This is a genomic window from Paraburkholderia phytofirmans PsJN (assembly GCF_000020125.1).
GTDB lineage: Bacteria > Pseudomonadota > Gammaproteobacteria > Burkholderiales > Burkholderiaceae > Paraburkholderia > Paraburkholderia phytofirmans.
Map to the genome: position 1 here is coordinate 3,574,486 of NC_010676.1, position 26,341 is coordinate 3,600,826.

General features: G+C 61.4%; 28 protein-coding genes. 16 read left to right on the top strand and 12 right to left on the bottom strand.

The window, feature by feature from the left end:
- The first annotated feature begins 5 nt into the window (after positions 1-5).
- Positions 6-491, top strand: coding sequence for a RidA family protein (locus BPHYT_RS35560; protein WP_012428966.1), 486 nt, complete (start codon positions 6-8; stop codon positions 489-491).
- Between the two features lie 54 nt (positions 492-545).
- On the opposite strand, the gene BPHYT_RS35565 is transcribed toward BPHYT_RS35560, so the two are convergent.
- Together BPHYT_RS35565 and BPHYT_RS35570 are read right to left on the bottom strand one after the other, a co-directional pair.
- On the bottom strand, positions 546-992 hold the full coding sequence (locus tag BPHYT_RS35565) for an SRPBCC family protein (protein ID WP_012428967.1): 447 nt from the start codon (positions 990-992) through the stop codon (positions 546-548).
- A 410-nt stretch (positions 993-1,402) separates the two neighbouring features.
- A complete protein-coding gene (locus BPHYT_RS35570; RefSeq protein WP_012428968.1) occupies positions 1,403-1,654 on the bottom strand; it encodes a hypothetical protein in 252 nt (83 codons plus the stop codon).
- A gap of 177 nt (positions 1,655-1,831) precedes the next feature.
- Between BPHYT_RS35570 and BPHYT_RS35575 the strand changes: the two genes are divergently transcribed.
- The 3 genes from BPHYT_RS35575 to BPHYT_RS35585 all read left to right on the top strand — a co-directional run bounded on the left by BPHYT_RS35575 (position 1,832) and on the right by BPHYT_RS35585 (position 3,389).
- Complete coding sequence (locus BPHYT_RS35575; protein WP_012428969.1) at positions 1,832-2,290, top strand: cupin domain-containing protein; 459 nt, start codon at positions 1,832-1,834, stop codon at positions 2,288-2,290.
- A 90-nt stretch (positions 2,291-2,380) separates the two neighbouring features.
- Positions 2,381-2,818, top strand: a complete 438-nt coding sequence (locus BPHYT_RS35580; protein WP_012428970.1) for a DUF1801 domain-containing protein — start codon at positions 2,381-2,383, stop codon at positions 2,816-2,818.
- A 259-nt stretch (positions 2,819-3,077) separates the two neighbouring features.
- Positions 3,078-3,389 carry a hypothetical protein gene (locus tag BPHYT_RS35585; RefSeq protein ID WP_012428971.1) on the top strand — a complete coding sequence of 104 codons (312 nt, stop codon included), beginning with the start codon at positions 3,078-3,080 and terminating at the stop codon, positions 3,387-3,389.
- Positions 3,390-3,438: 49 nt separating this feature from the next.
- Here BPHYT_RS35585 and trpS read toward each other — a convergent pair whose 3' ends face one another.
- The 3 genes from trpS to BPHYT_RS35600 all read right to left on the bottom strand — a co-directional run bounded on the left by trpS (position 3,439) and on the right by BPHYT_RS35600 (position 6,654).
- Positions 3,439-4,467, bottom strand: coding sequence for a tryptophan--tRNA ligase (gene trpS / locus BPHYT_RS35590; protein WP_012428972.1), 1,029 nt, complete (start codon positions 4,465-4,467; stop codon positions 3,439-3,441).
- A 307-nt stretch (positions 4,468-4,774) separates the two neighbouring features.
- The gene (locus BPHYT_RS35595) at positions 4,775-5,113 is read right to left on the bottom strand and encodes a hypothetical protein (protein WP_012428973.1); all 339 of its coding nucleotides are present in this window, start codon (positions 5,111-5,113) and stop codon (positions 4,775-4,777) included.
- Between the two features lie 119 nt (positions 5,114-5,232).
- Positions 5,233-6,654 (bottom strand): aldehyde dehydrogenase family protein, encoded by a 1,422-nt coding sequence (locus tag BPHYT_RS35600; protein ID WP_012428974.1) that lies wholly within the window; start codon positions 6,652-6,654, stop codon positions 5,233-5,235.
- A gap of 98 nt (positions 6,655-6,752) precedes the next feature.
- Between BPHYT_RS35600 and BPHYT_RS35605 the strand changes: the two genes are divergently transcribed.
- The 7 genes from BPHYT_RS35605 (at position 6,753) to BPHYT_RS35635 (ending at position 14,140) form a co-directional block, all read left to right on the top strand.
- Positions 6,753-7,691 (top strand): LysR family transcriptional regulator, encoded by a 939-nt coding sequence (locus tag BPHYT_RS35605; RefSeq protein WP_012428975.1) that lies wholly within the window; start codon positions 6,753-6,755, stop codon positions 7,689-7,691.
- A gap of 127 nt (positions 7,692-7,818) precedes the next feature.
- Positions 7,819-9,753: a putative bifunctional diguanylate cyclase/phosphodiesterase gene (locus tag BPHYT_RS35610; RefSeq protein WP_012428976.1), complete on the top strand. Its 1,935-nt coding sequence runs from the start codon at positions 7,819-7,821 to the stop codon at positions 9,751-9,753.
- 30 nt (positions 9,754-9,783) lie between these two features.
- Positions 9,784-10,203 (top strand): hypothetical protein, encoded by a 420-nt coding sequence (locus tag BPHYT_RS35615; RefSeq protein WP_012428977.1) that lies wholly within the window; start codon positions 9,784-9,786, stop codon positions 10,201-10,203.
- A 136-nt stretch (positions 10,204-10,339) separates the two neighbouring features.
- Complete coding sequence (locus BPHYT_RS35620; protein ID WP_012428978.1) at positions 10,340-10,564, top strand: hypothetical protein; 225 nt, start codon at positions 10,340-10,342, stop codon at positions 10,562-10,564.
- A 386-nt stretch (positions 10,565-10,950) separates the two neighbouring features.
- Positions 10,951-12,642, top strand: a complete 1,692-nt coding sequence (locus tag BPHYT_RS35625) for a purple acid phosphatase family protein (protein ID WP_012428979.1) — start codon at positions 10,951-10,953, stop codon at positions 12,640-12,642.
- Positions 12,643-12,914: 272 nt separating this feature from the next.
- A complete protein-coding gene (locus BPHYT_RS35630; protein WP_012428981.1) occupies positions 12,915-13,355 on the top strand; it encodes a hypothetical protein in 441 nt (146 codons plus the stop codon).
- 200 nt (positions 13,356-13,555) lie between these two features.
- Positions 13,556-14,140: a nucleoside 2-deoxyribosyltransferase gene (locus BPHYT_RS35635; RefSeq protein ID WP_012428982.1), complete on the top strand. Its 585-nt coding sequence runs from the start codon at positions 13,556-13,558 to the stop codon at positions 14,138-14,140.
- A 145-nt stretch (positions 14,141-14,285) separates the two neighbouring features.
- On the opposite strand, the gene BPHYT_RS35640 is transcribed toward BPHYT_RS35635, so the two are convergent.
- The gene (locus BPHYT_RS35640) at positions 14,286-14,774 is read right to left on the bottom strand and encodes a Fur family transcriptional regulator (RefSeq protein ID WP_083772127.1); all 489 of its coding nucleotides are present in this window, start codon (positions 14,772-14,774) and stop codon (positions 14,286-14,288) included.
- 578 nt (positions 14,775-15,352) lie between these two features.
- Between BPHYT_RS35640 and BPHYT_RS35645 the strand changes: the two genes are divergently transcribed.
- Positions 15,353-16,513 (top strand): porin, encoded by a 1,161-nt coding sequence (locus tag BPHYT_RS35645; protein ID WP_012428984.1) that lies wholly within the window; start codon positions 15,353-15,355, stop codon positions 16,511-16,513.
- A 120-nt stretch (positions 16,514-16,633) separates the two neighbouring features.
- On the opposite strand, the gene BPHYT_RS35650 is transcribed toward BPHYT_RS35645, so the two are convergent.
- Positions 16,634-17,299, bottom strand: a complete 666-nt coding sequence (locus BPHYT_RS35650) for a DsbA family oxidoreductase (protein ID WP_012428985.1) — start codon at positions 17,297-17,299, stop codon at positions 16,634-16,636.
- A gap of 230 nt (positions 17,300-17,529) precedes the next feature.
- On the opposite strand from BPHYT_RS35650, the gene BPHYT_RS35655 reads away from it, so the two are divergent.
- Positions 17,530-17,823, top strand: a complete 294-nt coding sequence (locus tag BPHYT_RS35655; RefSeq protein WP_012428986.1) for a DUF1330 domain-containing protein — start codon at positions 17,530-17,532, stop codon at positions 17,821-17,823.
- A gap of 62 nt (positions 17,824-17,885) precedes the next feature.
- Here BPHYT_RS35655 and BPHYT_RS35660 read toward each other — a convergent pair whose 3' ends face one another.
- The 3 genes from BPHYT_RS35660 to BPHYT_RS35670 all read right to left on the bottom strand — a co-directional run bounded on the left by BPHYT_RS35660 (position 17,886) and on the right by BPHYT_RS35670 (position 21,002).
- Complete coding sequence (locus BPHYT_RS35660) at positions 17,886-18,737, bottom strand: carbohydrate ABC transporter permease (protein ID WP_012428987.1); 852 nt, start codon at positions 18,735-18,737, stop codon at positions 17,886-17,888.
- Complete coding sequence (locus BPHYT_RS35665; RefSeq protein ID WP_012428988.1) at positions 18,734-19,624, bottom strand: carbohydrate ABC transporter permease; 891 nt, start codon at positions 19,622-19,624, stop codon at positions 18,734-18,736. The genes BPHYT_RS35660 and BPHYT_RS35665 overlap by 4 nt, the downstream gene beginning before the upstream one ends.
- 145 nt (positions 19,625-19,769) lie before the next feature.
- Positions 19,770-21,002: an ABC transporter substrate-binding protein gene (locus BPHYT_RS35670; protein WP_012428989.1), complete on the bottom strand. Its 1,233-nt coding sequence runs from the start codon at positions 21,000-21,002 to the stop codon at positions 19,770-19,772.
- 384 nt (positions 21,003-21,386) lie between these two features.
- Here BPHYT_RS35670 and BPHYT_RS35675 point away from each other — a divergent pair, with 384 nt between their 5' ends.
- The 3 genes from BPHYT_RS35675 (at position 21,387) to BPHYT_RS35685 (ending at position 24,344) form a co-directional block, all read left to right on the top strand.
- Entirely contained in the window at positions 21,387-22,160 is a 774-nt protein-coding gene (locus tag BPHYT_RS35675; protein WP_012428990.1) for an SDR family oxidoreductase, read from the top strand.
- A 64-nt stretch (positions 22,161-22,224) separates the two neighbouring features.
- Positions 22,225-23,307, top strand: coding sequence for an ABC transporter ATP-binding protein (locus tag BPHYT_RS35680; protein WP_012428991.1), 1,083 nt, complete (start codon positions 22,225-22,227; stop codon positions 23,305-23,307).
- Positions 23,308-23,480: 173 nt separating this feature from the next.
- Entirely contained in the window at positions 23,481-24,344 is an 864-nt protein-coding gene (locus BPHYT_RS35685; protein WP_012428992.1) for a MurR/RpiR family transcriptional regulator, read from the top strand.
- Between the two features lie 12 nt (positions 24,345-24,356).
- On the opposite strand, the gene BPHYT_RS35690 is transcribed toward BPHYT_RS35685, so the two are convergent.
- Both BPHYT_RS35690 and BPHYT_RS35695 read right to left on the bottom strand, forming a co-directional pair.
- Positions 24,357-25,244 carry an IclR family transcriptional regulator gene (locus tag BPHYT_RS35690; protein ID WP_012428993.1) on the bottom strand — a complete coding sequence of 296 codons (888 nt, stop codon included), beginning with the start codon at positions 25,242-25,244 and terminating at the stop codon, positions 24,357-24,359.
- Positions 25,241-26,128 (bottom strand): IclR family transcriptional regulator, encoded by an 888-nt coding sequence (locus tag BPHYT_RS35695; protein ID WP_012428994.1) that lies wholly within the window; start codon positions 26,126-26,128, stop codon positions 25,241-25,243. Before BPHYT_RS35695 ends, BPHYT_RS35690 begins: the two co-directional genes overlap by 4 nt.
- Positions 26,129-26,341: the final 213 nt, after the last annotated feature.

A 26,341-nucleotide genomic window follows, 5' to 3' on the forward strand; every position in this document is an offset into this window, starting at 1 on the left:
CGGCGATGGCAAGAATCGAGGCAAAGCTGGCGCAAATGGGATTGACCTTGCCACAGCCGTTGCAGATGCCGGCAAACGTGCGCATGTCGTTGCCCTTCGCCTGGGTGCGCGTGAGCGGCACGCGAGCATTCGTCTCGGGCCATGTGCCGCTCAATCCGGACGGAACGATTGCACAACCCGTCGGCAAAGTCGGCGCCGACGTTTCGCCAGACGAAGGCTACGCAGCAGCACGCCTTGTAGCGCTTGCACAATTGGCTAGTCTTCAGAACGCGCTCGGCGATCTCGATCGCATCACGGCATGGGTGCGTGTCTTTGCAATGATCAACGCGGCGCCAACTTTCGATCAGATGCCGCGAATCGCCAACGGCTTCTCGGATTTGATTCTCGAGCTGTTCGGGCCGGACATCGGAACGCATGCCCGGTCGGCAGTCGGCGTGGCGCTTCCCCTCAACGTGCCTGTGGAATGCGAGGCTGAGGTCGAGTTCGACTGATCGCGTCTGCAAGCATCTGGAGCGCCATCGGGCACGCCGGTGGCGCGTGCGTCTTTAATCAGGAATCACTGGCTCGACGAGCCTCGCCAACTGAACAAGCGACTCCTGCCAACCGAGGTAGCACATCTCCACAGGAATGACCTCGGGCACGCCCTCCTGCAAAACGGTGAGTTCGGTTCCGCACGACACCTGCCGCAATGAAATGGTGGCCTGCATCTCGCCCGGCAGATTCGGATCGTCGAAACGGTCCGAGTAGCGGATCTTCTCGAACGGCACCAGCTCGAGATACTCACCGCCGAACGAGTGACCGTGGCCAGTGCCGAAGTTACGAAACGACATCTTGTGGGTGCCGCCGACCTTAACATCCATGTGGTGGACCTGACAGGTGAAACCGTACGGCGGAAGCCACCGCACTATCGCATCCGGTTCGAGGAACGCGCGATAGATGCGTTCGGGCGTGGCGCGCAATACGCGGTGGAGGTGGATCGTTCCGGTAGCCATGGTGTGTTCTCCTTTCGTTACAGAAGTTGGACATACTCCTACGACGATCCGGTGACGCCGCTTTCGACGCAGGCTGAGACCAGGAAAAACCCGCACGCGTTGCGCGGCTCAAACTTGCAAATCGACGGCAAGCTTACTCCCTCGGAGTGGCCCGCTTATCCCATCGCGCTGGACATGTTTTTTTATCGAGCCCTCCGCGCGCCCGTTCCCGTTTTACGCCCCGCTTCTGTGTTCTCTTCGAGCCGGCGCCGTATATCCGGCAGTTTGCGATTTCAATCCAGACCCCTCTATTGTGCAGGCCCCCGCCCGGTTTTCCGGTCGGCGCGCTTATCGCACGCAGGGACGTCGAGTTGGGTTTTCAGCAGTTAAGCGAATTAATTCAGTTGCCGGGCATCGATGTGATGGGTCAGTCACCGCTCCTGTTTATGCGCCTGCGCGGCGACCATCCAGCAGACCACGGCGCCCGCGGCCCAAGCGCATGCCAACATCAGTTCGAGATCGAGCATGCCCTGGAAATTTTCCGCGTTTTCGTAGCTGCATGTTCGATGAGTTTGAAACTGGATACAGCCGGTTTGCATGTCCTGGAAAACGACAAATAACTTGTACAGACCGAACATCGTGAATGCCAGCGCGAGAAGCGCGAGTTTTTTTGGTTTTGTCATCGCATGTTCCGTGAGTTCGATCTGACAGGATACCAATTGTCGGCGATACACACGCGCTGATTTCCCTCATTCGACAGGTCGCGGGAAATCGTAGAGAATCGGTCGGCATATCCCGCTGCGGATTGGCGCACTTGCGACTTTCCTTCCGCGAGTCTTTGAACGGCACAAGGAGCCGGTATGCCCAAGGTCGACACCGCCGCTGTGCCTGCGCGTAATGGCTCGGGCTACCCACCGCCATTCGACGCGCCTTGTGCCGCACGTACGCGAAAGCGTCTGGGCGAGGCGGGCGGCCTTCGCGATTTCGGCGTCAATCTGATGACCTTGCCGCCCGGCAGTTGGTCCAGCCAGCGTCACTGGCACAGCCACGAGGACGAGTTCGTCTATGTGCTCGAAGGCGAGGTGACGCTCATCGAAGACGACGGCGAGACACTATTGCGCGCGGGGGATTGTGCGGCGTTTGCGCAAGGGACCGGCAATGGCCATCATCTGATCAACCATTCCTCCGCGATGGCGGTATATCTGGAGGTGGGTTCGCGTAACCCGCATGACCTTACCACCTGCTCCGACATCGACATGATGAGTGCCAACGCCGACGGCCAGTTCGTGCATAAGGACGGCACGCTGTATCCCGTTTGACTCGCTCGCGATCTCAGTGCTTATATTCCAGACGATTAAACGATATACCCACTCATTCGCTTGCGGCGGCATTAAAGGAGACCAGATTCGATGAATAAAGAACCAATAGATGCATCGGAACGGATCGACGAACTAATTGCCGGACTAACGGACTGGCGTGGCAAAACATTCGCGAGTGTCCGCAAGGTCATGCTTGAGGCCGACCCGGAGATCATCGAAGAATGGAAGTGGATGGGCAGCCCGGTGTGGTCTCGGGACGGCATGATCGCGGTCGCCAACGCGCACAAAGGGAAGGTGAAGGTTACCTTTGCACATGGGGCCGGCCTCGATGATCCTGACAAGCTATTCAACGCGGGTCTCGAAGGCAACGCGCGACGAGCGATCGATTTTTTGGAAGGCGATAAGGTCAATGCGCGCGCGCTAAAGAATCTCGTCCGCGCCGCTATCGTGTACAACCAGACCCATTTGAAGAAGAACAAAACGTCCGCGAGTGCTCCGGCGAAAGTGGACAAGAGTCGAGCGACGTGAAGGTGACGCTGTTGGCTACCTGAGAGCGGAAGACGTGGCGGCGATCCAACTGTTTGTCGTTGCTGGCGGCACTTTTCTGGCGCGCCGCGCTGACCACGCGCCGCGCTGGCCACGCGTCACGCGCGCAGCACGGCCTAACCCGCTATGCGCGTTGCCTCGCATTCCCACTGGACTCGCCCAAATAGACCCGTTAGTCTGGGAACATTGCACGACGCAGTCTGGCGATGCTGTTCCTAACCGACAACGTGGGAGCCGAAACATGGAAGTAAGCACGGAAGCGCTTGTTGACATGCTGCGAGAAGTCGAAGCCGACGACCCGATCGACTACGCCGACCTTCCTTTCGGCGAGCAGGAGCTCAGGCGACTGGTGATGACCTCGCTCGTCGAGCGCCACCACCAGGTCGAGGCCGGCAACATGTCGGTGTCCGACATCCATGCGCTATACCTTCTGAGCACCGCCAAGCTGGTTCTTGAAAACACGGTGCTTCACGCAAGGCTGCTTCTGCTTCAGGGACGGCAGATCGATGTGCAGTCCCTGCTGGCTCCATTCACGCTCAAAGGCAAATCATAGGCCTTGCAAGCGGACGCTCGACTGCGGAGCGCCGCTCGCCGGCTTTCGTTCAGTTCTGAAAGTAGTTCAGACCGAGCGCATTTCTCACCTCGGATACCGTTGCGCCCGCCACTTCGCGCGCGCGCATCGTCCCGCGGCGCAGGACGTTCAGCACCTCGGCACGGTCGGCTTCGAATTCGCGGCGGCGCTCGCGAATCGGGGCGATCAGTGACTGCAGCCGTTCGTTGAGCACGCGCTTGACCGCGCTGTCGCCCAGTCCGCCGCGGCGGTAATGCGCCTTGAGTTCGTCGACCATCGGGACGTCCGGCTCGAACGCGTCGAGGAACGCGAACACCACATTGCCTTCCACCTGGCCCGGATCGCTGACGCGCAGATGGTTGGGGTCGGTGTACATGTTGTTCACGGCCTTGGTGATTTCGTCCGGCGTCGCGCCCAGCGTGATCGCGTTCCCGAGCGACTTGCTCATCTTGGCTTTGCCGTCGATGCCCGGCAGCCGTGCAACGTGCGAGAGCACGGCTTCGCATTCGACCAGCACCTGTTGATCGACCGTGTTGTTGAAACGGCGCACCAGTTCGTTGGTTTGTTCGATCATCGGCAACTGGTCGTCGCCGACAGGCACGCGCGTCGCCTTGAAGGCGGTGATGTCGGCGGCCTGGCTGACGGGATAAGTCAGAAAGCCGGCGGGGATGTCCCGCTCGAAACCACGCAACACGATTTCCGCCTTGATGGTCGGGTTGCGCTCGAGGCGCGCGACCGTGACGAGATTGAGCAGGTACTGGGTCAGTTCCGCCAGCTCGGGCACCTGCGACTGGATGAAGATGGTCGACTTTGCCGGGTCGATGCCGACGGCCAGATAGTCGAGCGCGACCTCAATGACATTTTCCGTGACTTTCTGATGCCGGCCGACGTTGTCGGTCATGGCTTGCGCATCGGCCAGCAGAAGGAACTGCTGCGCCTCGTGCTGGAGCTGCACGCGCGAGCGCAACGAGCCGATGTAGTGGCCAAGATGCAGCGGGCCGGTCGTGCGGTCGCCGGTCAGGATAATGGGTTGATTCGTGGTCGGTTTTGCGTCTGTCATGGTCTGGGGTTGTGCGTTTGTCGATACCACCAGCCGTCGGCGTGCAGAAACGAAAATGCCGCCAGGACTGGCGGCATCACGTTTCGATGGTCGAGTGGAAACGGGCCGCCTAAGTCAGGCGCGCCACCAACTGTTCAGCGTGATCGGCTTCGTATCCATCGGCAGAGTATAACGCGGCGGATCGCCGGGTCGTCAACGGCGGACCGGAAAGTGCGTCCCCGCGGCCGCGCCCGCGAGCGCGGGCGAGTGACGGACATGCCGGGCAACCCGTCGTGCAACCCGCCGTAAAACCAATCCGCACCGCCGTCTAGGCCGCCGAAAAAACGACCGCTGCGGCGTCTTCGACTTGCGTGAAAGTGCGCACAAAGCGATACGCCTGGCCGCCGATCTCCATCTCGTTGACGCCCGAGCGCGTCAGTTCCAGCATCTCATTGGCGAGCGGGATGGCAATCGTGCCGAGCTTCTTCATTTCCTCGATCAGACCGGCCGGGTCGCCCAGGTAGACGGTGCAAACGTCATTGGTGTGGCGCGTCATGACCACGCTCGCCGCCCGGTCGAGCGAGAGTTCGAGATACTCGACCAAGGTCTGCAGCGACTCTGGCACGGGCTCGCGAGAGCCGTTCATCGATGTATTTGCGAATGTCATCTCGTAGTCCCCCATCGCGCCGATCTACGGGTACGCCGCTGGAAATCAGCGGTGCATCCACTATACGGCATCGTACATCGATACTCGACTCGCGAGGCTTCCAGGCCGGCGATGACCCGTCAGAAAACACCTAGCACCGACTTCGGCTCCAGAAACGCTTCCAGCCCGAACGTTCCGTATTCACGCCCAATGCCGGATTGCTTGAAGCCGCCGAACGGCGCGGCCGGTTCGTGAGCCAACGTATTGACCAGGACGCGTCCCGCTTCGATCAGTGACGCGACTTCGTGCGCGCGTTGCGTGTCCCGCGACAACACATAAGCCTGCAAGCCGTAGCTCGTATCGTTGGCGATCGTGACGGCCTCGTCGATGTCGCCATAGCCGATGATCGACAGCACCGGGCCGAAAATCTCCTCACGTGCAATCGTCATGTCGTTCGTGACATCGCTGAAGACGGTCGGGCGCACGAACCAGCCCGCTTCGACGCCATCCGGCCGTCCCTCGCCGCCCGCGATCAGGCGCGCGCCTTCGTCGATCCCGATGCGGATATAACGCTGCACGCGCTCCCATTGCTTCTGGCTGACCATCGGGCCGACGGTTGTTTGCGGGTCGCGCGGATCGCCTGACTGGCTGCGCGCGACCTCTTCCCGCGCGCGCGTTTCGAACTCCGCGAGCCTTTGCCGCGGCACCAGAATGCGAGTACCCGCGATACACGCCTGGCCGCTATTCATGAAGCCGGCTTGAATGGCGAGCGGCACCGCGTTGTCGAAGTCCGCATCGTCGAGCACGATCACGGGCGACTTGCCGCCGAGTTCGAGCGTCACGCGCTTCAACGTGTCGGCCGCCGCGCGTAAAATCGTTTTGCCGACGGCCGTGGAACCCGTGAACGACAGCTTCGCGACATCGGGATGCGAACTGATCTCTGCACCCACCGTGTCGCCGCGACCGGTCACGATGTTGAACACGCCCGCGGGCAAGCCCGCTTCATGAAGCGCCTCGCTAACGATGCGCGTCTGGATCGCGCTCATCTCGCTCGGCTTGATGACGGCTGTGCAACCCGCGGCCAGAGCGGCGGCGAGCTTGCCGCAGATAAAGCCAGCATCGCTATTCCACGGCGTGATCAAACCGGCGACACCCAACGGTTGCATCACGACCTCGGCGCTGCCCGCGCGGCGCGTGAATGCATAGTCCTGCAATACCTTCGCCGCTTCGAGCAGCACGGCGCTCGCATGCCGCGCCATCCAGCGGCCACGCGACACCGGCGCGCCATATTCTTCGGTGATCGCTTCGTAAAGCTGGTCTTCTTTTGCCACGACCGCTTCATGCAGGCGCTTTAGCATGTCGATGCGTTCACGCGGGCTGGTGCGCGAAAAGGCGGGGAACGCGCGTTTCGCGGCGGCGATGGCGTCGCGTGCGTCTTGCGCGTCGGCGAGGCGCACCCGGCCGATCACTTGCTCCGTCGCCGGATTGAATAGGTCGAACATTTCGCTGCCGTGCGGCGTGACGAACGCGCCGTCGATATAAATCCTGTCGATGATTTGCATGTCTGCTCCAGAGAAGTCTCGAACGAACCACAATAGATTGTCGGCATTGCGTTGACTAGCCGTACAATCGCGCACGTTACGTTGAGCAATTTGGGACAATGAAAACTTCGGGTCTGGGTGAACTGGAGGCGATTCTGGCCGTTGCGCGCCATCGCAGCTTTCGGGCGGCCGCGACCGACCTCGGCGTGTCGACGTCCGCACTCAGTCATGCGGTGGCGGCGCTCGAAGCGCGTATCGGTGTGCGGCTTTTCAATCGCACGACGCGCAGCGTGGCGCTGTCGGAAGCGGGCGCGCAATTCGTCGACAGCGTGGCGCCGGCGCTGTCCACGATCCGCGTCGCAATCGAGCAGGCCGGCAGCTTTCGCGACACGCTGTCGGGCACGTTGCGCATCAATGCGTCGGTGGGCGCGGCGAAGCAAGCCATGCCGCTCTTCATCGCGTTTTTACAGCGCTATCCCGACATGAAGCTCGATCTCGTCACCGAGGGCAGGCTGATCGACATCGTTGTCGATGGTTTCGATGCGGGTATCCGTCTGGCCGAAACGGTGCCGCAGGACATGATCGCGGTGCCGTTCGGCGACAAGCAGCGCTTCGCGGTCGTCGGCAGTCCCGCTTACTTCGCGCAGCACAAAGCGCCGCGCACGCCCGCCGATCTGCACGCGCACCGCTGTATCCGCACCCGCATGCCGAGCGGTGCGATCTATCAATGGGAGTTCGAGCGGCGCGGCGAAACGGTGCGGATCGACGGAAAAGGCGCGCTGACGCTCGACGAGCCGGGTTTGATGCTGGAAGCGGCGCGCGCCGGACTTGGCGTGACCTATCTGACCGAATGGAATGTCGCCGCGGATCTGCAGGCGGGCACGCTGGTGCGCGTGCTTGAAGACTGGACTCCGCCGCTCGACGGGCTGTGTTTGTACTATCCCGGCCGCCGTCACGCGCCCGCCGGGTTACGGGCGCTCATCGATATGATCCGCGAGCAGGCCGATACGCAGCGTGAACAGGCGCGGACCAAGCGTAAGGCACGTGGCTCGCGGTAGGTCATTTTTTCCACCCGGCGAGAGATCAACTTGTTTCGTCAGTCGAATTAACCCGATCCTCTATGTTTACGCAATAATCGCAATACGCGCGGGTTTCGATTTATCAACCATTAAAAATGCGTAGGTCATGGCTTTCAGCGAACCAAGGTCTCCATTTTTCAAGTGGGTCGTCTCTTCCTCTCAGGATTTGAGCGCGGATAATCGCCAGATATTGCTTGCCAATCTGTTCACGCGAACCGCATCGATCGTGTTCGCGTCGATCTGTGAAATCAGCGTCTGCGCCACCGCTTACTACCTTTATCCCAAGGCTCTTTACGCGAGCTGGGGCAGTGCCGTTGTTGCATTGCTGATTGCCCGGCTCGTATTGATCTGGTTGTGCTGCTCGCGCAGCGCCAAGGGTCAGCCGACTCCTACCTCCGCGTTTCTGTTTGCGAGCCTCCTCTGGAGCGTACTGTTCGGCTACGGCACCTTGCTGTGCAATATCAGTGGAGACCAGACACTGTTCCTGCTTGGCAACGTTTGCGCCGTGGGCGTTATCGGCGGATTGGCCGGACGTAATGCGGGTACCCCTCGGCTCGTATTGCTGCAGATCACGTTCATTCTCGGGTTGCTGGCTGCCGGGGCGGCGCTGTCGCCCGGCTCCGGCAAACTGGTGCTGCTTTTCCAGGCGCCGTTCTGCGCCGCCGGGTTCTTTACGGTTGCGCTGCGCAGCAATCGCGACACGGTCGCGTTGCTTCTGGCGCGGGAAAACAGCCACCGGCTCGCCCATCACGACAGCCTCACCGGTTTGCCCAATCGCGCGCGTATCAGTGAACTGCTGCTCGAACGCACGGAGATGGGCGCGCTGCGTAAAGACCAATCGTTCGCTGTTCTACTGATCGATCTGGATGGATTCAAGGCCATCAATGACAGCCTGGGCCATGCCGCCGGCGATCAGATCCTTCAGGAGGCGGCAATTCGCTTGCGTGAAGTGTTGCCGAGCGGCGATCTCGTAGGACGCCTGGCCGGCGATGAGTTCGTGGCGCTTTCCGATGGCACGGGGCAGGCTCGCGACGTCCGCATTCTGGCGGACCGCATCGTAAAGACTTTGGCGCGCCCGTTCGCGCTGCGCGAGGCGCTGGTGCATATCGGCGCGAGCGTGGGTGTCTCGCTTTATCCAGAGCACGCGAAAACCGGCCCGCAACTGCTGATTTGCGCCGACCGCGCGTTGTATGCCGTGAAGCGCAGCGGCAAAAGCGCATTCGCTATTTTCGACGCGGCGAAGCACGCGTCGGATGAAAGCCTGAGTCTTCTGCGCAGCGATCTGGAAGGCGCGCTGCATTCGTTCAGCGGTTTGCGCATGGAGTACCAGCCCATCGTCGATCTCAGCAGCGGTGCGGTGACCGGTCGCGAGGCGCTGATGCGCTGGACCCACCCCACGCGCGGCGAACTGTCGCCGTCCGCGTTCATTCCCACCGCTGAACGTACGGGCCTCATTCTGTCCTTGGGCGAGTGGGCTTTGCTGCAATCGTGCAAGGAAGCGGTGACGTGGCGAGACAAAGTCACCGTCGCCGTGAATGTATCGCCGGTGCAATTGCGGGAGGAGTCGTTTGCTTCGACCGTTTCGGCGATTCTCCGCAAGACGAAGCTTCCGCCGCAACGCCTGAATATCGAGGTCACGGAGACGGTGCTGCTGGACGACGATGTCGTGACCCGGCGCAATGTCGGCAGGCTGCGTGCGTTAGGCATCGGTCTCGCGCTCGACGATTTCGGCACAGGCTTTTCGACCATGTCGACGCTCGTGCGCTTTTCGTTCGACAAGCTCAAGATCGATAGCTCGTTCGTCAAGGAGTCCGTGCATCGTCGAGAATCGGCGGCGGTAGTGCGCGGGATCGTCGCGTTGGCGCGGGAAATCGGCATACCGACTACGGCTGAAGGCATCGAGACGCAAGAGCAGCTGGACTTCGTGCGCGTATGCGGATGTACGCATGCTCAAGGCTTTCTGCTCGGCAAGCCGGTGCAAAGCCACGAGATTGCGCGGATCGAAGAAAAGGTTGCCGCGCATTCCGCGGATAAAGAATGAGCGTTCATGAATGCCGACACTGAGGCGACTATGGAACCTGCCTTGCAATTTCAATTGCGGATTACGGTCTCGCCGGAATTGGCCGACACGTTACGTGCTGACCCGACCTGTGCTTCGCATGCCGCACTCCGAAATGTTCTGCGCCGGCACGACGCCACGTTGAAATGCCAGTTCGATGCATTCGCCGATTATGTAAGCGAAGCAGAACGCGAGGGCACGGAAAACTATCCGCTCTATCAGTGGACCCGCGAGACGATCGAGAACCCGGAAAAGAAAGCGAAGTACTTGCGCTCGTTTACGGTCTATGTGAATGGCAGCGAAGTTTACGGTAAAGATATTGCCGATATCTTGGAGAACGAACTATTGCAGTTGGTCCGTGAAGACGGAATACAACGCGTCTCCCGATTCGATACCAACCCGGCGAATAACCCGCAGCCGCCCCAACGATAGCCCCGACACTTACTAAACGTAAAGTTCGTCGTTCCTTTCAGCGGTGTCAGCTAATCGTCATTTCGGTTTTACATTTGACGACAACGCGTCGACTTCATGAGACGATGCAAGCTCACTTTTTCTCGAGGAGAGCGACATGGGACTCTTGGACGAAGCAGGAAAAATCGCGGGCGCGATCGCCGCCGTTGAAGCAGCAGAAAAAGTGGACCCGGAAGCGGGTTTGCTAACGAAAGGCATCGCCGCTATCGCCGGTTTTGAAGGCGCCGGCAAGCTGGAATCAATGATCGAAAAGAAAGACGACGACAAGCAGGACGTCGCCGACAACACCCAGCCTACGGACGACACGAATCCGCAGACGTGAGTGATGCTTTGCCGCCGGTCGCATGATCCACGGTGGAATCCATGCGCCGGCAAATCCGGCGCTCTGTTCTGAGTGTCGTCAATTGTCCGTTCATTCTCTGCATGTGCCGCTGCCCGGCGTTCGCTCGGTGCACACCGGTATTCAACGCGAAACTCGCTTCTCGTCATCATCGAATCATCGCGTGTCGTTGACGCGCCGTTGCGCTTCGAATGGGGGCGAACGCTTCACGCCTCACGCGGTTTCATCTGAGTGTCATAGCCTGGCGACTACGATGGCTGGTCGTCTCCGTTACGCGCCGGTTTCCAGCGCACTCGCCGTTCACGAAGAACGCGGTGTGCCCGGCCTGCGCGTCGGCGTCCTTCCACCTCCGTACAACAACACCAGACATGTCGAACAGAAAAATCGCTAAGGCTTCGCCGACCGATCAAGGCGCTTCCATCGTCTCGCGTCGTGGGTTTCTGAAGTTTGCCGGCGCGTCCAGTCTCGCTTCGGCGGCGGGCACGCTTTCATCGGCCGCGCGCGCGGCGAACAGCGTACCCGACGGCACACCGGAGCAGGTCCATCTGACCTGGGGCAACGATCCGACCCGCGAGGTCACGGTGTCATGGGCGTCGCTTGCGCCGGCGGTCAACCCGCAGGTGCGCGTGAGCGGCGCACGCGAGGGGAAACATACGGTGCATGGCGTCCAAAGCACCTATACAGACGGCCTCAACGGCGAGATCGTGTTCACATATCACGCGCGTCTGCGAGACCTGAAACCCGATACGAGCTACGAATACGAGGTGAGCGCCGACAACGACAGCAACGCGGCGCAACCCTTCACGGCCAGTTTCCGTACTGCGCCGCGCGGACGCGCGCCGTTTCGCTGGACCAGCTATGGCGATCTCGCCACGCCGAATACCGGCTGGGTTTTGTCGTCGCCGCAAAGCCGCTTCGCGGTGCAGGCGGTCGAGCGCTTTCAGCCGCTGTTTCACTTGCTCAACGGCGACCTGTGTTACGCCAATCTGAATCCGACGCACCAGCCGGACGTGTGGCGCGACTTCGGCAACAACTGCCAGACGTCCGCGTCGAACCGGCCGTGGATGCCGTGTCCGGGCAACCACGAGCTCGAGTTTCACAACGGCGAACAGGGCCTTGCTTCGTATCTCGCGCGCTATACGCTGCCGGACAATCACACGCGCTTTCAGGGCCGCTGGTACAGCTTCCGCGTAAGCTCCGTGCTGTTCATTTCGCTTGATGCCGACGATGTCGTCTATCAGGACGCGGCCGCGTTCGTCGCCGGCCCGGACCCGCTGGTGCCGGTTGCGAGCACCGGCAATCCGCCCATTCAACCCGGCACGTCGCTCTATGTGCGCGGCTATAGCGCCGGTGAGCAGACGCGCTGGCTCGAGAAGACACTGCATCATGCTGCCGGAGACGACGAGGTCGACTGGATCATCGTGCAGATGCATCAGGACGCGCTGAGTTCGTCGAAGACCGGCAACGGGTCCGATAAGGGCATCCGCGAGGCCTGGTTGCCGCTGTTCGATCGCTACGGCGTGGACCTGGTGCTGTGCGGTCACGATCATGACTACGAGCGCAGCTACCCCGTGCGCGGTTGCAACCACAATAAGGGCACCGACATCGCGACCGGCCGGCCGGTGGATACGTTGCAGCCGAAACCGGTGATGTCGGCGGTGTCGCCGGGCGCATCGACGTTCGATACGAGCCACGGCACCATTCACCTGATTCTCGGCGGCGGCGGCACGAGCGCGCCACTGGACGTCTATGGCGTGGATGCCGGCACAGGGCTGCCGCAGGCGCGTATTTTCACGCGGCCCAACCGCCCGGTGGCCGGCGCGACGGCCGGGACTTTCGTGCGCGCGAGCGCGGACGCCGTGGAAGACGCGATCTGGTCGGCGCAACGCGATACCGGCACCGGTTACGGTATCGCGGTGTTCGATCATGATCCGGGGCATCCGGGCGGCGAGACCACGATCACGATGAACTACTATCACGCGCCCGGCGCGGATCAAGTACCGACGCAAAACTACGAATTGTTCGAGACGGTGGAGTTGAAAAAGAAGCGGCGCGGATAAGGTTCGAATGCGCGGTTGGCGAGCTGCTCGGGTCTACGGGCAGCTCGCCATTTTCGTCGGCGCGACTATCAATATAATTAGCTATCCGATGGATATTCAGGAAGCCACGGACGATCTTCTATTCATGTTTGGCTTGAAGCAATAGAAGCCTCCGCTCTCGCCACTTCGATCATTTTGTTACACGTCTTACCGATGTGGCGAGACGTGGTTACAAAAGCCTTTCAGAAGCGCGGTTATACTCGGCGCCGTCAACAACTGTGAAAGAGCTTTTTATGTCGAAGAAAATCCTCAAGATTGTTGCCGTTGCAGCGCTCACGGCTTCGGCGTCGTTGTCGGCAATGGCCGGCGATATGAACAACGCGCTGGGTGGCGCGCTCGGCGGCGTGGCCGGCGCTGCGCTGGGCGGCGCGGTAGGCGGCAGCACGGGCGCCGTGCTCGGCGGCGCAGTGGGCGGCGGCGCCGGCGGCGCGGTCACGTCGAACCGCAGGGAGCGCACGGGTGCCATTATTGGCGGCGCGCTGGGCGGCGGCGCGGGCACGGCGGCCGGCAATGCGATGGGCGGCCGCGGCGGTGGTCTCGTGGGCGCAGCCTTGGGCGGCGGCGCGGGTTCGGCGCTCGGCGGCAACATCTCGCGCTCCAACTCCTACGCCGACGACTATTCCCGTGGCGGCCGATCGGGCAAGCGTCATCATAAGCATCGGCATTACGACTGAGCGGAGCGCGAGAGGGCGGCGTAGTGCGTAGCGCAGGTACTTGTCTGCGCGCCGCATATGCCTGGCAATGAGTAGCCGACGCTCTGCATTGACTTTGCTTCCTCGACGGTTATCGTAAACGGTCCTCGCAGCGCAATCGCATGCCGACACGCGTTGCGAGAATACTTCACGATTTCTCCGTCCTCAGGAGACGAAAAAAGATGCCACGAGTGTATTGCGCGGGTCCGCTCTTCAACGCAGCCGAACGAAGCGAAATGGATTCGATTGCAGCCACGCTGGAGGCTGCCGGTTTGACGACATTTCTTCCGCATCGCGACGGTCTGGAGTTCGCGAAGCTGAAGCCGGAACTCGAGAAGCTCGGCGCGTCGGTTGAAGAAGCCGCGAAGCTGCTCGACCGCGCCATCTTCAGTCTGGATACGTATCAGTTGCTCAGGCGTTGCGATGTGGTCGTCGCCAATCTCAACGGCCGCGTTGCCGATGAAGGCACGGTTGTCGAGGCGTCGTTGGCGTGGCACGCGGGCAAACCGCTCGTGCTCTTCAAGGCCGACGCGCGGTCCATGCTCAGCGGCTCCGACAATCCCATGCTCACGGGCTTGGGCGATTTCGACGTAGTCGACCAACTGTCCGCGCTGCCGCAGGCTGTTCTGGACGCGATCAAGCGCGATCGGAGTGGCAGAGTGGAAGGGACGCTTGAAAGCGGTGCGGAGATCGCGTCGCTTCGCGAGAGCGGTGGCGAGTTGAGCGCGCTCGCTAAGACGCTGTATAGCGCCTTCAAAAAACCATGAGCCTCGGTGCCTGCAAGTCAGGCGCTACAAACAGTATCTCGCCTTTGCCCAGCCGGCGAACTTCCGAGCTTTCGCAGCCGCGGCAACCGCAGCGGCAGAAGCTCCCCCGGCGCAAGTATGAGCTAACGAGCGGCGTCGCGAGTCTCTATTTCCTCGCTACCGCATTTGCCTGCGCACCGCTCTTTCTACAGCCGGCACACATGCCGAACAAAACCAACTGACGTCCCGTCACCGTGAAGTCGAGGCTGTTCGCAATAGACTGCTGTCGCGCCTCGATTTCCGCATCGAAGAACTCATAGATTCGACCGCAGACCGTGCAGACGAGATGATCGTGCCGGGTTCCGTCATTCAGCTCGTAGACCATGCGACCGTCGCCAAAGGCCACCCCAGACAATAGATCCGCGTCCACGAGTTGGCCGAGCACACGATAGACCGTGGCGACACTCATGTTGCGTATGTCCTCGTTGAGAAGCTTATAGACCTGTTCGGCCGTGAAGTGGTCACGAGCGTGCTCTTGAAAAAACTCCAGCACCAGGACTCGTGGGAACGTGGGCCGCAGGCGGGCTCGCTCCAGAATTCTATGAATGTTGATGGATGTCGTGGCAATGGAGAAGCGGCGGCCGACCCGCTGAATACCAGGTCGCCGCCAGAAAGAAGTCGTCGGGAATCACGTCGTGCTGTTTTGACAAGACGAACCGCGAGTGGCCGAACTATGTAAGCCGGTCCCTTAAGAGAACCTTAAGCGGCAGTGCCGGGAAGCGTTGAACGACCACGAATGGATGAACCAAAACGAGTTCTTCCAGTTAAATTACGTATTCCTTTCACGCGATTTGCGTCGTTAATATCGCGCCACACTGACTTCCGGCACACGCCGCAACACGATAAGCTTCGGCCCCTCATTGTTCTTTTGACGCCACGCCGCTTATTTTTTGACACCGCATTTATTTTCACCGCCCTATGATCGGGGGGCTCGTTTCCGCCGCGCTGGTTAGCACGCGCCGACTGAGCCGACTTGAAAACCATGCAATAGATAAGCGCACGCCTCGGCATAGCCATTGAATTGACGTGTCGCGCAATAAATATCCAATAATTACTTATGCTTCTCGCAGTTTGCGCAACAACGGTTGTAAATGTATTGCATGCGTGTTCACGGCGCTGGTGGAAAGAGCAATTGATACCCTCAATTACCGCTTGATCACGGAGCCAACAAGTATGAAAAAGTCTTTACTCGCGGCCGCGCTCTTCGGCGCATTTGCGATGTCGGCGCATGCGCAAAGCAGCGTGACGCTCTACGGCCTCATCGATACAGGATTGGTTTATACGAACAATCAGTTTGGGCATAGCAACTGGCAGATGGTGAGCAGCTCGACCCAGAACACGGTCTTCGGTCTCAAGGGCTCAGAGGATCTGGGTGGCGGCCTGCACGCGGTCTTCAAACTCGAGCAAGGTTTCCTGCTGAACAACGGAGCGCAGGCATTCTCCGGCGATGGTTTCGGTTCTCAGGCATGGGTCGGCCTGCAAAGCGATCCGTACGGCACCTTGACGTTCGGCCGCCAGTTCGACGTGATGAACGACCTCGTCGGACCGCTCACCGCGGAGTTCAACACGTCGGGCGGCAGCATGGCCGCGCATCCGTTCGAAAACGACAATCTTGCTGCGAATTCCGTCGTGATCAACAACTCGGTGAAGTACGCGAGCCCGACTTATCGCGGCGTGACGTTCGAAACGATGTACTCGTTCAGCAACAAGGCGGGCGACTTCGGGAATAACCGGTCTTACGGTTTCGGCGTTTCGTATGCGCAAGGTCCGGTGAATCTTGCCGCCGGCTATCTGCAACTGAACAACGCGGGCAATGGCGCCGGCGCGGTGACTTCGGGCGATGCAAGCGCGAACTTCATCGCACAACGCCAGCGTATCTGGTCGCTGGGTGGCAACTACACGTTCGGGCCGGCCACGGTCGGGCTGGTTTGGAGCCACGCTCAGATCGACAACGCGTCGGGCGTGTTCTCGTTCGGCACGGGCAGCTACCTCGGTTCGGGCGATACATCGGCTGGATCGCTGGGCGGTTCGCTGCGGCTCGACAACTACGAGGTGAACGCAAAGTACGCGCTTACGCCGGCGTTGAGCGTTTCCGGCGCGTACACGTACACACATGGCGCGTATAACGGCTCGTCGCCGGGATGGAACACGGCCATGCTGCAAACCGACTACTCGATCAGCAAACGCACGGACTTCTATCTCGAAGGCGTCTATCAGAACGTGCACGGCGCGCCTGCGGACTCCGTCCTCTCGCATGCCATGATCAACACGTTGTCGCCGTCCGCGACCAACACGCAAGTGGCGGTCACCGTGGGCATGCGTCACGCGTTCTAAGCAGGCTCGCGTCGAGTAATGTGAACACGCATGCCCTGTTTTTGCAGGGCATGCGTTGTCGTGCGAGCTTGTTGCTCTAAAGCTTGAGCGATCGGAACGATGAGGGCACGACGCTCTGCGTTACGTGTCCTGTGAACCCTCGTTTTCCGCTTCGGCCAGAATTTGCTGGATGGCCTGCTCGAAAGTTTCGACAGGCTGTCCGCCACTCACCAGGTAGCGACGGTTGAAGATAATGGCCGGCACCGACTGAATACCCATTGCCTCGTTATTCCGTTCCTCTGCGCGAACTTCAGCGGCATAGGTTCCGTTTTGCAGTACGTCACGCGCCTTCACGGCATCCAGCCCAACGGACTGTGCGGCTTCGACCAGCACTTCGTGATCGCTCGGGTCTTTGCCGTCGGAATGATAGGCCTGCAGCAGCGCCGACTTGAGCGCCAACTGCTTACCCTCGATGCCGGCCCAATGCAACAGACGGTGCGCGTCGAAGGTGTTGTACACGCGGGTGCGCGGGCCAAAAGTAAATCCGACGCTCGCACCGCGCTCGCGGATCGCGGCCTGCGCTTCGGCGATCTGCTCCGGCGTACGGCCATATTTCTTGCTGAGATAGTCGACAATGGTCTCGCCGTCCGGTCCCATGTCCGGATTCAATTCGAACGGATGCACGACGATTTGCGCGTCGACGGCATCGCCAAGACGCGAGAGCGCGCGTTGGAGCGAGGAGAGGCCGATCGCGCACCATGGGCATGCGATATCGGAGACAAAATCGATTGTGAGCGCTTGGGTCATTGCTGTGTTCCGGTCCTGTGTCAAAACGAAATCCGCAGACAGCGTAACCCGTATTGCCGGTATTTGCAGGACTGCGCTCGTGACGGAACGCGAGCCGGCGTCTTACAATTCACCTGCCGCAGTTGGAGCCATCGATCGCGCGGGCAACAGGGATGCCGGCAGGCGTCATAATCCCTCTACGCCGTCGTGCACGATAACGACTGCTTTTCCAACATTGAAAGGAGCTTCAAATGAGCAAGGGATATTGGGTGACGTCATATCGCGCGACGAAGGACGCAACCAAACTGGCCGCGTACGCGCAGCTTGCGGTACCCGCGGTGACGGCTGCCGGCGGCAAGTTCATCGTGCGTGGCGCAGCGGAAGAGGCTCGTGAGCAAGGCTTGAAGGAGCGGACGGTCGTGATCGAGTTTCCGACCTACGAAGCGGCCATCGCCGCTTACGACAGCGAACTCTACAAGAAAGCGCTGGCGGCATTGGGCGACGGCGTCGAGCGCGATCTGCGGATTGTGCGCGGCACGGAGTAACACGAAAGCGAAAGATACGGCGAGCGCGACCTGCTCATGCAGTTTCGCGCTTGCCCCGGCATCTATTTCACGGCGCCCAACGCGAGCCCCTTCACCAGATACCTCTGCAACCACGCGAATACCACGGAAACCGGCAACGTCGCGCAGAGCGTGGCCGCCATCACCAGGTGCCACTGGACCACGTATTTCCCAGCGACCATGTCGGTCACCTGCACGGTCAGCGTCTTGTTCTCGGGTGAGCGGATCAAGGTATAGACCACGGCAAACTCGTTCCACGCATTGATGAACGTGAAGATCGCGGTGACGACGATCGCAGGCACCGCGAGCGGCAGGAACACTTTGAAGACCGCCTTGGTCCGTCCGCACCCTTCGAGCCACGCGGACTCTTCCAGATCCCGCGGCACCGTCTGAAAGTACGAGGACAGCATCCACACGGCAAACGCGATGTTGAAGGCCGCGTAAGAGACGATCACGCCGATCTTGGAATCGACCAGGTTGCCGTCGCCATAAGGAATCATCGCTGCCAGCCGGAACAGGCCGACCACGAGCAGAATCGGCGACAACATCTGCGTGACGAGCAGAAACTGACGGTAGAGCCCGCGTCCGCGAAACGGGAATCTGGCTAACGCGTACGCCGCCGGCAAGCTGACGGCCAGCGCAAGCGCGGTCGATAGCAAACTGATCACCGTGCTATTGCGCAGCGCCACGCCGAAATTCGCCGCCACCCACATATCGGAGAAATTGCTCCACTGCCAATGCACCGGCAACCAGCGCGCCGGATACACAAAAATCTCCGAAGCCGGCTTCAACGCGGTGAACAGCATGACGGCAAACGGAAACAACACTACTACGACCAGCGGCGACAGCGCGAGCCAGCACCACAGCGAGCGCTTCATCTTGACGCTGAGACTCATGACGGATCTCCTTCTTTCGCGGGCTGCAGGCGCAGATAGGCGATCGAGAAAATGAACAGCATGACGAGCATGATCAGCGACACCGCCGCGGCTTCGCCGGGACGCCCGAGCCGGAAGCCGAGCTCATAAAGATACGTGACGAGAATGTGCGTGCTGTTGTCGGGGCCGCCCTGCGTCATCACCCAGATGATCGGAAACGAGTTGAACACATAGATCACGTTCAACAGAATCGTCATGTTGATGAACGGCCGTAACAGCGGCATGGTGAGTTTGCGAAATTGCTGCCAGGCGCTTGCGCCGTCCATGCGTGCGGCTTCGTAAATATCGCCGGGCACCGAGGACAAACCGCCTAGCAGAATCGTCACCGTAAATGGAACCGACACCAGAATGCCGACTGCGATTTCGACGGGAAACGCGAGCTCCGGTGTGGCCAGCCAATGAATCGGGCCGCTGATCAGGCCGAGCCGCTGCAACGTGACGTTGACCATGCCGTAGTCGTCGTTGAAGGCCCAGCGCCAGACCACGGCGGTCATGGTCAGCGAGACGGACCACGGCAACATGACGATCGTGCGCGCCACACCGCGTCCATAGAAATCCTGGTTGAGCACCAGCGCAACGGGCACCGAGATCAGCACCGTGCCGCCCACCACGCAAATAGTCCAGACAAGGGTCCGCCGGGCGGCGGCAAGAAACGCGGGGTCGCTGAAGATCGTGTAGAAATTCTGCAGACCAGTGAAGTCGCGAATCGCGCCGAAGCGCGAGACCTCGTGCAGCGATTGCCACACGATGTTGAAAATCGGATAGCTGATGATGAAAAGCGCCAGTACCAGACTCGGCGCAATCAGCAACCAGGGCGCTTGCAGGCGCGAAGAAGCGGAGCGGCTCATGCGTGCTCGATCGTAAGACGCATCCCGCATTAATGGGCGGGCGCGACGGGATGGGCCGGATAGTGCATTACGACCGAAACGCGCACCGCCTTTGCAGGGGCGGCGCGCGTTGCGGGTTCAGCAGATCACTGCGAGACTGCGCGTGTTACTTGCCGAGCGACTTGTTAGCCTGGGCGGCCGCCGCGTTCAATGCGTCGGCCGGTTTCGCCTTGCCCAAATAAATCGACTGCATTGCGTCGGTCACGGCCTTCGCGGTGTCTTCCCAGCCGGTCACGGTCGGCGCGAAGTGGGCGGTCGGCAGCAGCGCGACGAAGGCCTTGGTATCCGGGTCGTTGAATGCCGGATCGGTTGCCTCAGCCTTGGTGGTCGGCAGGAAGCCTTCGGTCGTGGTGAACTCCACGCGCGGTTCCTTCGTGAACAGATAGTCGAGGAACTTCCACGCCGACTTCTTCACCTTCGAGTTCTTGAACATCACGATCGAGTCGGTGACGGCGTATGTGGCGTGCGTCGTGCCCATCGGAATCGGATCGATGCCGTACTTCAGGTTCGGCGCTTCCTTCTTGATCTGTTTGGCGAGGAACGGTGCGGAGATCATCATCGCAACGCGGCCTTGCTTGAACAGATTCTGCACGTCTTCACGGCTATAGCCGGTCACGCCCGGTTGCGTCAGGCCCTGATCGATCATCGTCTTGTACAGCGTGGCTGCCTTGATGCCGGCCGGCGAATTGAAAGCCGCCTTGCCGTCCTTGCCGACCACGTCGCCGCCGTTGGTCCACAGGGCGTAGTAATAGTAGACGTCGGTTTCGATTTCCTTGCCTTGCAGACCGAAACCGGCAATGCCCTGCGCCTTCAGTTTCTTCGACGCTTCGATCACGTCGTTCCAGGTCTTCGGACCGTCGGGATAGCCGACCTTGGCGAGCAGGTCTTTGTTGTAGTACAGCCCACGCGCGGACGCGGCGATCGGCAGGCCGTACACCTTGCCGTTGATTTCACCCGGCGCGAGGAACGGGCCGATGAAGCGGCTTTTGAAGTTCGCGTCCATGTAGCCGTCGAGCGGCTCGGCCACATCGTCCTTCACGAAGTCGAGCAGCCAGCGCGTGCCGACGATCGCGAGGTCGGCGTTGGCGTTGCCGGAAATGTCCGTTTGCAGTTTCTGTTGCAGCGTGTCCCAGTTCACGTCTTCGATCTTGATCGTCGTACCGGGATTGGCCTTCTCGAAGTTGCGGGCCATTTTTTCGAAGTACGGCGCGGTCGCGTCGCTGTAGTGCGCGACGGTCACGCGAACCGTGTCGGCGTGAGCCGCGACGGCGATACCTGCAAACGCGAGCGCCACGGCAACTTTGCCTAGCGCGAGGGAAGCACGGGCATGCAACGACATTTCTCTCTCTCCTGTGTCGAACGGAATTAGCGCTTTAGTGCTGACTCCGGTCCCACGCAAGGCGGTCGAACGGAGCGAACGTTTTAGCGCTTGCGCCGATCCCATCCAGCAATGGGGGGGTGGTTTGCTGCCGTCGCCGGCCGCTTTGGGTTGCTTTGTTTGTAAAAATCCTACATGAGGAAAAATTGCTTGTCACGTAGGGTCTGCCATATTTTTTCCCAGCCAGTTTGTGCTTAAGATGCTGTAAAGCAGGGATATTCTGCGCAATGCGATGTCACGGATACCCAATCTTCGGGATGACTAGGCAACTGCTGCGTTGACGGATTTGTAGGAAATTTACACGCTAATCCGGACTGGCGGCTTGGTTGAACAACGAGGCGGACAATGAATCGTGTGGTGTTGGTAACGGGCGCTTGCGGCGGCATCGGCAGCGTGTTGTGCAAGCGCTTCGTGGAGCAGGGCGATACCGTGCTGGCGCTCGACATCGACGCCGCCGCGCTGAAAGCTTTGAGCGAGCAGCTCGGCGAGGCGCACGTCACGCCGATCGCGGTCGATCTCGGCGACGCCGCCGCAGTGCAGCAAGCGGTGGCCGCCGCGGTCGAACTGCGCGGTCCGGTCGATGTGCTGGTCGCCAACGCGGGCGCGGCCGAAGGTCTCACGCTCGCCACGACCGATGTCGCGAGCTGGCAGCGCGACATCCATCTGAATCTGAACGGCACGTATCACACGGTTGAAGCGGTGCGCGCGTCGATGATCGAGCGGCAGCAGGGCGCGCTCGTGCTGATCGGTTCGGTAAACGGCATGGCCGCGCTCGGTCATCCGGCGTACAGCGCGGCGAAGGCCGGGCTCATCAGTTATACGAAAGCGCTCGCGCTCGAACTAGGCCGCTACGGCATTCGCGCGAACATCGTGTGCCCGGGCACCGTGAAGACGCAGGCGTGGCAGGCGCGCGTCGACAAGAACCCGCAGGTCTTCGAAGATCTGAAAAAGTGGTACCCGTTGCGCGACTTCGCGACGCCCGACGACATCGCCGACGCGGTGCTGTTTCTGGCCTCGCCGATGGCGCGTGTGATTACCGGCGTCGCGCTGCCGGTCGACGGCGGCCTGATGGCCGGCAACCGTTTGATGGCGGAAGAACTGACACTCGAGTCGCTCTGAAACGCCTGAAGCAAAGCGCAATCAGCACGAGATCGAGTCAACGAAGCAAGACGGCGAGGACAGCATGGCAGCAGTGCAACTGAGCGGCATCTTCAAACGCTATGGCGACACGCAAGTGGTGCACGGCATCGATCTCGACATCGACGACGGCGAGTTCGTCGTGCTGGTCGGCCCGTCGGGCTGCGGCAAAAGCACGTTGATGCGCATGGTGGCGGGACTCGAGGAAATCAGCGGCGGCGATCTGATGATCGGCGGCACACGCGCGAACAGTCTCGCGCCGCAGCAGCGCAATATCTCGATGGTGTTCCAGAGCTACGCGCTGTATCCGCATCTGTCCGTCTACGAAAACATTGCGTTCGGACCGCGGATTCGCAAGGAGTCGTCGGCGAGTTTCAAGCCGCGGATCGAAGCCGCGGCGAAGATGCTGAACCTCGGCGGCTATCTGGACCGTTTGCCGCGCGCGCTCTCGGGCGGCCAGCGGCAACGCGTGGCGATGGGCCGCGCGGTGGTGCGCGAGCCGTCGCTGTTCCTGTTCGACGAGCCGCTGTCCAATCTCGACGCCAAGCTGCGCGTGCAGATGCGCACCGAAATCAAGGCGCTGCATCAGCGGCTGAAGAATACGGTGATCTACGTCACGCACGATCAGATCGAAGCCATGACGATGGCGGACCGCATCGTCGTCATGAACGCGGGGCGGATCGAGCAGATCGGCCGGCCGCTGGAACTGTACGACCATCCGGCGAATCTGTTCGTGGCGAGCTTTCTCGGCTCGCCGTCGATGAACTTTGCCGAAGGCGTGATCGCGAGCCGCGCGCAAGGTCAGGGCCTCGCGTTGAACCTCACGGGTGGCGGCGAGATCGTGCTGGAAGGTGCGCCCGCGTCGGCGGTGGTCGGCGCGAAGGTCACGCTCGGCGTGCGGCCGGAACACATCGAAACCATGACGCCGACACCCGACGCGACGATGGAAGTCGAAGTGGTCGAGCCGACTGGCGCGGAGACTCACTTGTACGGGAAAATAGGCGGCAGCACGTGGTGCGTGACGACTCGTCAGCGCTCGAAAATCGAGCCCGGCCAGCGCGTCACGCTGCGCTTGCCGGCCGAACATATTCATCTGTTCGATACGGAGAGTGGACGCAGGCTGGTCTGAACCGCGTGTTGCCGTTTGAGGCCGATACGAGCTTGCCTCAGGCGCACTGACGCTGCGACGCGACGCGGATTTATTTAACGCATGAGAATGCGCCGGGCCGCCCCAGGTTTTCTCACCCCGTCGGGGGCCTGGCGCGAAGCGACAGGTCTGGGGGCGCTTTGAAGGAACACCGGGTGTCCGCACCGAACTTGATTCCCCACATCCGCAGCGCACTCGCCAATTTGCGGCCCGCCGAGCGCAAGGTCGCCGAGATGGTGCTGAGCGACGTCGACTTCGCGATGCGCGCGAGCATCACCGAACTCGCGCAGCGCGCCGAGGTGTCCGAGCCTTCCGTCACGCGCTTTTGCCGCGCTATCGGTGCGCATGGTCTGCGCGACTTCAAGATGCAATTGGCGCAGAGCGTGGCGGGCGGGTTGCCCTATGCATCCACGGCGGTGGCGCGCGACGACGACGTGCAGACGCTCATGGACAAGGTGGGCGAGGCGGCGGTCGACGGCATCACGCATGCGCGTGGCGCGCTGGATCCGGCGGTGGTCGAGAGTGCGATCGCGGCGTTGTCGAGCGCGAGGCGAGTGTTCTTCTTCGGCGTCGGTTCGGGTTCGGGGCTGGTCGCGCAAGATGCGGCGCTGCGGTTTCTGCGGCTCGATATCGCATCCACGGCGTTTACGGATGGGCATTTGCAGCGTCTTTACGCGGGCCTGATGGAACCGGGCGATGTGGCTTTCGCGATTTCGCATTCGGGCCGCAGTGTGGAAGTCAACGAGAGCATTCAGATCGCCAAGGAGCGCGGCGCGACCACGATTGCGCTGACCAATGTCGGCTCGCGCCTTGCGTGGCTAGTGGATATTCCGTTGCTGCTGCGCGTGCCGAGCCCGATCGATCCGAACACGCCGGGCGTGTCGCGGCTCGTGCATCTTTGCATCATGGACGCGCTGGCGATCGGCGTCGCGCTTAAGGCCGGGCCGAAGACGCTCGAGAAGATGCGGCATGCGAAGGCAAGGCTGGCTTCGCATGAGCCGGAGGCGGCGGGAGATTGAGAGGCAGCGGAGCTATGCCATCCACCCAAAACGCCGCGACAACCTCGAAGTCGCGGCGCGCAAAGTCTGCGCCGGCCCACCCGCCAATTCACTGTCGAAGCTGCCGCTCGGGCCCATCAACGCCAGAACGAGGCAGATGCTGCCCGTATGATCCAGCACCGGCGCGGCGAGCGTATCAATGCCCGGGACAGGCCGGCTGAGCGCCGTATCGATTCCATCCGCACGGATTTGCGCAAGACGCTGCGCGTAGGCTTGCGTCAGTGGCGGCAACGCCGACGCGGTGTCCGTGCCGCCCGCCGCTTTACCTTTGCCCGCCGGCACCGGCTTTCCTGCAAAAACCTCCGCCGCATCCGCCCCCGCCAACCGCAGATGATCCTGCACCAGCAAACCCGCGCGCACATCGTCCGCGACATAGGCGGCGAACACTCGGCCGATCGCCGTATTCGCCAGCGACATCACCGTGCCGACCCGCAGGCTCACATGCAGCGGCCGCGCCGATTCCTCCAGACGCACGACCGTCGGCCCGAGCGGACCGAGCACCGCCATCGCGACGCTCATGCCCGTCGAGGCCGCCAGTTCGACCACTTCGGGCTCCGCTTCACGCGTCGGCGACAAGCGCTGTAAACCGATCAAACCCAACTCCAGCGCGAGCGGCCCGGCTTCGAAACAGCCCGATGCATCGCGATTGAGCAAGCCGATTTTCAGCAGACTCACCAGATGCGGAAACGCCTTTGCCGGCGGCATGCCCGCAGCCGCCGCAAGATCGCGCAGGTTCAACGGCCGCGCCGCCGCGACCAGCGCCGCCAACAATTCGCCCGTGCTATCGAGCGACTGGATGCCGCGCTGCGGTTTCGCATCGGCGGCGGGGTGAGTGTGAGAAGTGTCGAAAGAATCGGTCACGATGCGGAAGAAGCCAGCAAGGAAGGGGCGATAGCCAGTTCAGCGCCGATGTCGCGCGCCGTCGCAAGCAGTGCGCGCGCGATCGGACCGTCGGCGGCGACGTCGATTGCGCCGGTCGAGCCGATCACCGTCAGCGCGAGCGCCAGGCGGCCGGCGGCATCCAGCACGGCCGCGCTCAGACTGCTGATGCCCGGACTCGGCACATCCACGCTGCGCTCGAGGCCGTGCGCGCGGATCGCGTCCAGTGTGGCTTCGAAAGCGGCGCTCTGATCTGCCGGTGTCATGGCGCTGCCAATCGCGCCCGATTGATTCGCCCACATTGCGTCAAGCACCTCGCGCCGCGAATAAGCGCAAAACACCCGTCCCGTGGACGTCGCCGGCAACGACATCACCGTGCCGACATGCAAATTGACGTGCAATGGAAAGCCCGCATGCTCATAGCGGACGATGGTTGGCCCTTGCGGCCCGGCAATACAGATCGCGACGCTGAAGCCGATCGCTTCAGCTAACGCAGCCACGCGCGGCACGGCGGCGCGAAACGCCGGCTGGTTTTCCAGATGCAGCAAACCGAGCCGCAACGATAGCGGACCGGGTTCGTAACGGCCTGACAATTCGTCGCGTTTGATCAAGCCCAGCCGGCTCAAGCTCACCAGATACGCGTGCGCCTGCCCCGGCGCGATCTGCGCCGCGCCGGCGAGGTCGGACAAGGCGAGGGGCGTGCGCGCCTGCGCCAGCGCCAGCAACACGCGCCCGCCCACTTCGACGCTCTGAATGCCGCGCTGCGTCTTGCCGCCGTCCGCCGTCTCGCTGCCGCCCGCGCCTTTGCCCGTGGCCGATTTCCCTGCTTTGCTCACACCCGCGCTCGTCCGTGAAAAAGGGTCCATGTTAGCCGAAGCTTGTGCCTTCCTAGCCTCATATTAGGCCTCTCAAGATTAGCGTATAGCGATACATTTCGCTATTGACAAATAAACCGGCGCCGCCCTAAGATGCATTCACCCCGACACACCGGCGCAGTTATAGAGTCAAGAAACGGGGCGAGACAATCCTCCAATACCGTCAGTCCGCGCGGCATTCGCGCAGCCGGCCGTCTCGCCTTA

Coding starts and splice junctions, on each gene's coding strand:
- BPHYT_RS35675 (WP_012428990.1), top strand. CDS start 21,387: ATGAATCGTGTGGTGTTGGTAACGGGCGCTTGCGGCGGCATCGGCAGC.
- trpS (WP_012428972.1), bottom strand. CDS start 4,467: ATGACAGACGCAAAACCGACCACGAATCAACCCATTATCCTGACCGGC.
- BPHYT_RS35680 (WP_012428991.1), top strand. CDS start 22,225: ATGGCAGCAGTGCAACTGAGCGGCATCTTCAAACGCTATGGCGACACG.
- BPHYT_RS35570 (WP_012428968.1), bottom strand. CDS start 1,654: ATGACAAAACCAAAAAAACTCGCGCTTCTCGCGCTGGCATTCACGATG.
- BPHYT_RS35615 (WP_012428977.1), top strand. CDS start 9,784: ATGGAACCTGCCTTGCAATTTCAATTGCGGATTACGGTCTCGCCGGAA.
- BPHYT_RS35655 (WP_012428986.1), top strand. CDS start 17,530: ATGAGCAAGGGATATTGGGTGACGTCATATCGCGCGACGAAGGACGCA.
- BPHYT_RS35620 (WP_012428978.1), top strand. CDS start 10,340: ATGGGACTCTTGGACGAAGCAGGAAAAATCGCGGGCGCGATCGCCGCC.
- BPHYT_RS35635 (WP_012428982.1), top strand. CDS start 13,556: ATGCCACGAGTGTATTGCGCGGGTCCGCTCTTCAACGCAGCCGAACGA.
- BPHYT_RS35560 (WP_012428966.1), top strand. CDS start 6: ATGGCAAGAATCGAGGCAAAGCTGGCGCAAATGGGATTGACCTTGCCA.
- BPHYT_RS35600 (WP_012428974.1), bottom strand. CDS start 6,654: ATGCAAATCATCGACAGGATTTATATCGACGGCGCGTTCGTCACGCCG.
- BPHYT_RS35610 (WP_012428976.1), top strand. CDS start 7,819: ATGGCTTTCAGCGAACCAAGGTCTCCATTTTTCAAGTGGGTCGTCTCT.
- BPHYT_RS35670 (WP_012428989.1), bottom strand. CDS start 21,002: ATGTCGTTGCATGCCCGTGCTTCCCTCGCGCTAGGCAAAGTTGCCGTG.
- BPHYT_RS35625 (WP_012428979.1), top strand. CDS start 10,951: ATGTCGAACAGAAAAATCGCTAAGGCTTCGCCGACCGATCAAGGCGCT.
- BPHYT_RS35695 (WP_012428994.1), bottom strand. CDS start 26,128: ATGGACCCTTTTTCACGGACGAGCGCGGGTGTGAGCAAAGCAGGGAAA.
- BPHYT_RS35665 (WP_012428988.1), bottom strand. CDS start 19,624: ATGAGCCGCTCCGCTTCTTCGCGCCTGCAAGCGCCCTGGTTGCTGATT.
- BPHYT_RS35630 (WP_012428981.1), top strand. CDS start 12,915: ATGTCGAAGAAAATCCTCAAGATTGTTGCCGTTGCAGCGCTCACGGCT.
- BPHYT_RS35585 (WP_012428971.1), top strand. CDS start 3,078: ATGGAAGTAAGCACGGAAGCGCTTGTTGACATGCTGCGAGAAGTCGAA.
- BPHYT_RS35565 (WP_012428967.1), bottom strand. CDS start 992: ATGGCTACCGGAACGATCCACCTCCACCGCGTATTGCGCGCCACGCCC.
- BPHYT_RS35595 (WP_012428973.1), bottom strand. CDS start 5,113: ATGACATTCGCAAATACATCGATGAACGGCTCTCGCGAGCCCGTGCCA.
- BPHYT_RS35645 (WP_012428984.1), top strand. CDS start 15,353: ATGAAAAAGTCTTTACTCGCGGCCGCGCTCTTCGGCGCATTTGCGATG.
- BPHYT_RS35650 (WP_012428985.1), bottom strand. CDS start 17,299: ATGACCCAAGCGCTCACAATCGATTTTGTCTCCGATATCGCATGCCCA.
- BPHYT_RS35605 (WP_012428975.1), top strand. CDS start 6,753: ATGAAAACTTCGGGTCTGGGTGAACTGGAGGCGATTCTGGCCGTTGCG.
- BPHYT_RS35575 (WP_012428969.1), top strand. CDS start 1,832: ATGCCCAAGGTCGACACCGCCGCTGTGCCTGCGCGTAATGGCTCGGGC.
- BPHYT_RS35580 (WP_012428970.1), top strand. CDS start 2,381: ATGAATAAAGAACCAATAGATGCATCGGAACGGATCGACGAACTAATT.
- BPHYT_RS35660 (WP_012428987.1), bottom strand. CDS start 18,737: ATGAGTCTCAGCGTCAAGATGAAGCGCTCGCTGTGGTGCTGGCTCGCG.